Origin of the sequence: Neisseria sp. HMSC31F04 (genome assembly GCF_001807735.1) — a bacterium.
GTDB lineage: Bacteria > Pseudomonadota > Gammaproteobacteria > Burkholderiales > Neisseriaceae > Neisseria > Neisseria elongata.
This window is the reverse complement of the sequence record NZ_KV790781.1, coordinates 1-4,147: the sequence shown is the minus strand read 5'-3', so window position 1 is coordinate 4,147 and position 4,147 is coordinate 1. Positions and strand designations below refer to the sequence as shown.

General features: G+C 48.7%; 5 protein-coding genes and 1 pseudogene. 3 read left to right on the top strand and 3 right to left on the bottom strand.

The features are described 5' to 3' along the window. The 3 genes and pseudogenes from HMPREF3107_RS12050 to HMPREF3107_RS11295 all read left to right on the top strand — a co-directional run. The coding region (locus HMPREF3107_RS12050; RefSeq protein WP_168160506.1) for a DUF6862 domain-containing protein at positions 1 to 1,027 on the top strand (1,027 nt) is incomplete at its 5' end. Further along, entirely contained in the window at positions 1,024 to 1,449 is a 426-nt protein-coding gene (locus HMPREF3107_RS02395) for a hypothetical protein (protein ID WP_002231633.1), read from the top strand. The genes HMPREF3107_RS12050 and HMPREF3107_RS02395, both read left to right, overlap by 4 nt. Before the next feature lie 46 nt (positions 1,450 to 1,495). Further along, positions 1,496 to 1,924 (top strand): annotated as a pseudogene (locus HMPREF3107_RS11295) (IS1595 family transposase); the annotation flags it as partial. Here HMPREF3107_RS11295 and HMPREF3107_RS02390 read toward each other — a convergent pair. The 3 genes from HMPREF3107_RS02390 to HMPREF3107_RS12045 all read right to left on the bottom strand — a co-directional run. Continuing rightward, positions 1,838 to 2,740: a two-partner secretion domain-containing protein gene (locus HMPREF3107_RS02390; RefSeq protein ID WP_070452983.1), complete on the bottom strand. Its 903-nt coding sequence runs from the start codon at positions 2,738 to 2,740 to the stop codon at positions 1,838 to 1,840. The pseudogene HMPREF3107_RS11295 and the gene HMPREF3107_RS02390 sit on opposite strands and share 87 nt — an antisense overlap. A gap of 102 nt (positions 2,741 to 2,842) precedes the next feature. Continuing rightward, positions 2,843 to 3,799 (bottom strand): Imm49 family immunity protein, encoded by a 957-nt coding sequence (locus HMPREF3107_RS02385; RefSeq protein ID WP_049260848.1) that lies wholly within the window; start codon positions 3,797 to 3,799, stop codon positions 2,843 to 2,845. 6 nt (positions 3,800 to 3,805) lie between these two features. Beyond that, on the bottom strand, positions 3,806 to 4,147 hold a 342-nt coding region (locus tag HMPREF3107_RS12045; RefSeq protein ID WP_168160505.1), incomplete at its 5' end, for a hypothetical protein.

The window sequence follows — 4,147 nt, the reverse complement described above, 5'->3', positions numbered from 1 at the left end:
CCGCGGTGGTTTCGGAGGTAACGGGTTCTTTGACGATTCAGGTAAGGCAGCCTGCGCGGAACAAAAAAGGTTGGAAAGGCTAAATAAAGAGCGAGATTTGCGACTGCTAGCTGAATGTAATGCCAATATCCGTTCTCCTTTATGTACTCGGTTGAGAAAAGAAGCGGAAGTTGCTATGAGTGGGTTAAGTGCCACTCCATTAAGCAGATTGTTTGATTTTAAAATGGCATTTAATCCCGAAAGAAGGCAGGCTCATAGCGAAGAGTTCGGCAAAACCGATACTGTTGTGTTAATGTCTTACGGCAAATCACCGGAAGAAATTGCCGCCAATGCAAAAATGATGCGGATTGGCAGCGAACTGCTTACCGATATGACGGTTGTCGGAACGATTAAAGATTTCAAACAGGCCGACACGTTTAGAGATTATGCTGTTGCAACTATTTTTGCCATTCCGGGAGTGAAAGTAGCTAAAAAACTAGAAACCGTCCGCGATTTCAGAAAGGCCTACGAAGCTGCCAAAGAAGCGGGGGATTTGCGCACAGCCAAGAAATTGTTTGAATTAGCCAAAGATGCGAAAGGCTCGCCTAGAAGATTTGAACAACTTGAGGTTAAAGTAAGCAAGATACAAGAAGAGTTGGCAAGATTAGAAATTGATTTTGCTAAAATTCCTAAGGAATTTCAAAAAGCATCTTGGAACCCGCAAAGATTTTCTTTAGCCGATAACCAATTTGGTCACAAAGTAGGAAGACATGCTACTGAACATGGATTTGATATGAAAACTTCTAGCGGAAGAGAAAGTTTTAAAAAATTTATTTATGAAATTGCTAAACGGCCAGATGAGTTAAGGGTAGGAACTTTTAACGGGCAGGGAATCAGGCAAGGTGCAAATCATGCACGTGGATCAGTTTTATTTAGAATTAAAGGAAATAATGTAGTAGTAACATCTCCTGAAGGAGAGTTTATAACAATTTTGAAAAATGGCTTAACTAATCCACCAGTAAAAGAAGGGATAAGGGTAAATAAATGAATGAGTTAAATGGAAGGATTTTATCAGTAAAGGGGCTTTTCTTCATATATGACGAAACGGATCTTGATATTGATGTCCAACGTCCCGATGAAATACAGTTTGATTTGGAAGGGATCCCTGTTTTATTTAAGTGTAATGGCAGCGAACCGAATCTGTCTTATGAAATCAACAAGGAAGCTGAAAACGTATCTTTAGGTAGTTATGGAGAGCTTAAAATATTCGATTTAACCGATTTTGATTTTTTTGGTTTCCTTAAAGATGAAGACCTATTGGAAATGAGAAAACTATATCTTGATGATGATGAAATCGGGTTTCGGCTAATTTTTTCCCAATCAGTGTTGAATATGATTAATTGGGGAGATGAATTTTTTTTGTTTAAAAACTTACCCGAATTTTTAATAAATGAAAATCTCCATGAATAAAAATTTAGGGGCTGTACTAGATAAGCAGTCATGTTAGACTGTAAAAATGAAGATAACCCATTGTAAAATAGAAAAGAGTATTCAAAAGAAACTGCTCCAGTTTTTTGTACTCGAAGTTACCGCCCGTTCAGCAGCTGATTTATCGGGCATCCACCCCAATTCGGCAGTGCTGTTTTACCGCAAGATTCGCGAAGTCATCAGCCATCATCTTTCACTGGAAGCCGATACGGTTTTTGACGGCTCAGTTGAGTTGGACGAGAGCTATTTTGGCGGACACCGCAAAGGCAAACGTGGACGCGGTGCGGCAGACAAGGTGGCAGTTTTTGGTATTCTCAAACGCGGCGGCAAGGTTTATACCGTGGTTATTGAGAACGCTAAAAGAGAGACGTTATTTCCTGTTATCACAAAGAAAATTATGCCTGACAGTATTGTCTATACGGATTGTTTGAGTAGCTATGATGTGTTGGATGTAAGCGGTTTGGCCGCCGGCGGCAATCACTTGGACGTTCTGCCCCCAAATGCCGCCGTCAATCTTGGCGGCACGGCTGAGAATGCGGGTGTAGTCGGCATCGCGCGCATCCAGTCCCTGAGCGCCGATTTCGATACGGCCGCTGCCGATGTCCAAACCGTCGAAACGGCCGTCTGCCAGGATGGGACGGCCGGTGGTCAGGGTGGCGCCTGCGCTGTTGATAAAGCCGCCGCCATCAACGCGGATGCCGGCGGGGTTGGCCATCACCACTTCGGCGCGGCGGCCTGCGATTTCGATGTAGCCCTCGAGCCGGCTCGGATCGCTGCTGTTGATTTGGTTGACGATTACACGGGCTTCGCCACGGGCGAGAAAGGGGTTGCCCTGTATCCAGCCGGCCTGGCGGGTGGATACGCTTTTATGGCTGTTGTTGAGAATGGTGCCGCGCGTGTCGACATCGAAACGGCGGTATTGGTTGACGGATACGCCGTGGGCGGTGGGGGTTTGGATATTGACCTGCGGCAGTCCGTTGCCGGTTTGCAGGATGACGGGCTGCTGGGATTTGGGGGCGGATTTGTCGGCTTGGATGTCGGCAGCGGCGGCGGGCACAATCAGGGCCGAACCGAAACCGAGCAGCAGGCTGAAAGCCAGCGTGCCCAAATGCAAACGGCAGCCTGAATGGGTTTTTAGACTGCCGTTACCGCCACCGGTTTCTCCGCCTGAGCGCTCGCCGGGGCTTTTGCCCTGCCCGACTGCGGTCTCGGCTGCGGCCATCAGAATGCCGCGGCGACGGTTGAAAACGATTTTATGGCGGTTTTTGTTCATGGTAGGGGGTATCCGTAGTGTGTGCGGGGAAAGGCAGCCTGAAAACGGGAAAAGGGGGCAGGCTGCCTGCGATGTAAACACACAGCAACTTAATCCTAAACTCTATTCGTCATTCACAAGCGGCGGCAAACCCAAAGTATCTGTTTGGCCGGTGTAGTAATCCACCCAGTTTTGCAAGTATTCGTAGGGGAAGTCCAAATCGTAGGTACGCATAAAGTCGAAGGGATCTTGGTATTCGCCTTCAGGCAGCGGCGCATAGGCAATGGCTTCTTTGGGGGCGATTTCATGGTCAATACCCAGATCAAAGCCGTGAATTGCGGCAATTTTGGCGTACATCACGATTTGCGGCTGCAAGAAGAAATCGAAATAGCTGAGGGTTTCTTTGGCTGCCTGACGGGCGCGTTTTTTTTCAAACAAAGGATCGAGCGCCTGCCGCATAGCAGCAGGATCTTGGCGGGCGAAGGCCAGGAAGAAGAGGAAGTCTTCGCACCGCAGTTGCAGCCATTTGCTTTGCTGTTGGTTTTCGAGCACATTCAGGCTGCGCCGTTCCAAGCGTTCCAACTGCGTGCCTTCCAGCATCAGCAGGGTGTTGTACTTCAACTGGCGGTTCAAATCGTAGCGGTCGGCAAACTCTTCGGTATCGTTGCTGATTAAATCGATATTGCGCAGCAGGAAGGAGCGGATTTTGGGGCTGTCGCTCATCAGCATCACAAACAGCGGGTTGGCCACATTGGGGGTTTCGGCACACAGGAAAAACGGCTCGGGATAATCCCAGTCCATACTGCTTAAGATTTCGAGCTTGCCCAGCTGGTAGGCATAGCGCTTGAATTTGGGCAGGTCGCGCTCCGCCCACAATGCGTGGGCGCAGGCCGCATACACCGGCTGTTTCAGAATCGACATGGCTGCAAAGGGGGAGCCTTTGCGCTCGTCAATATATGAAAGACTGTTTGCAATATCAGGATCGCCTTTACCCGAAAGGTATTGGTTGAAACTTTCGGCGTACTCGATAACGATGCTGCTGATATGGTCGTACCATTTTTTACTGCACATAAAACTCATGCTGGTTTACCTCTTCGGTTTGTTTATTTGTTGAGTGGGGAAGTATACGCCCCAGCTTCGGGCTTCTTGGTAGGCTTGGGCGTAGGCGGGGGAATGGGCCAGCATCTCCTGCTGCCGTTGTGCGTCGCTTAGGCTGAGATAGTGTTCGTAACTGCCGTCGTTACGCTCTTTCAGGTTGCCTTCGTGGTCGGCTTGTTGTTTTTCCAGCTCTTCGGCTGCCGCTTTGGCACGGTTGCCCCTATAGGTGCCGACGGCACTGTGGATGGCGGCAGTCGATTGGGCAATGGTTTGCTGTTTGTCGAGTAGGTTTTGCAGATCGGGAACGCTGTCGGCACCGTGATGGGCAGT

Coding starts and splice junctions, on each gene's coding strand:
- HMPREF3107_RS02395 (WP_002231633.1), top strand. CDS start 1,024: ATGAATGAGTTAAATGGAAGGATTTTATCAGTAAAGGGGCTTTTCTTC.
- HMPREF3107_RS02390 (WP_070452983.1), bottom strand. CDS start 2,740: ATGAACAAAAACCGCCATAAAATCGTTTTCAACCGTCGCCGCGGCATT.
- HMPREF3107_RS02385 (WP_049260848.1), bottom strand. CDS start 3,799: ATGAGTTTTATGTGCAGTAAAAAATGGTACGACCATATCAGCAGCATC.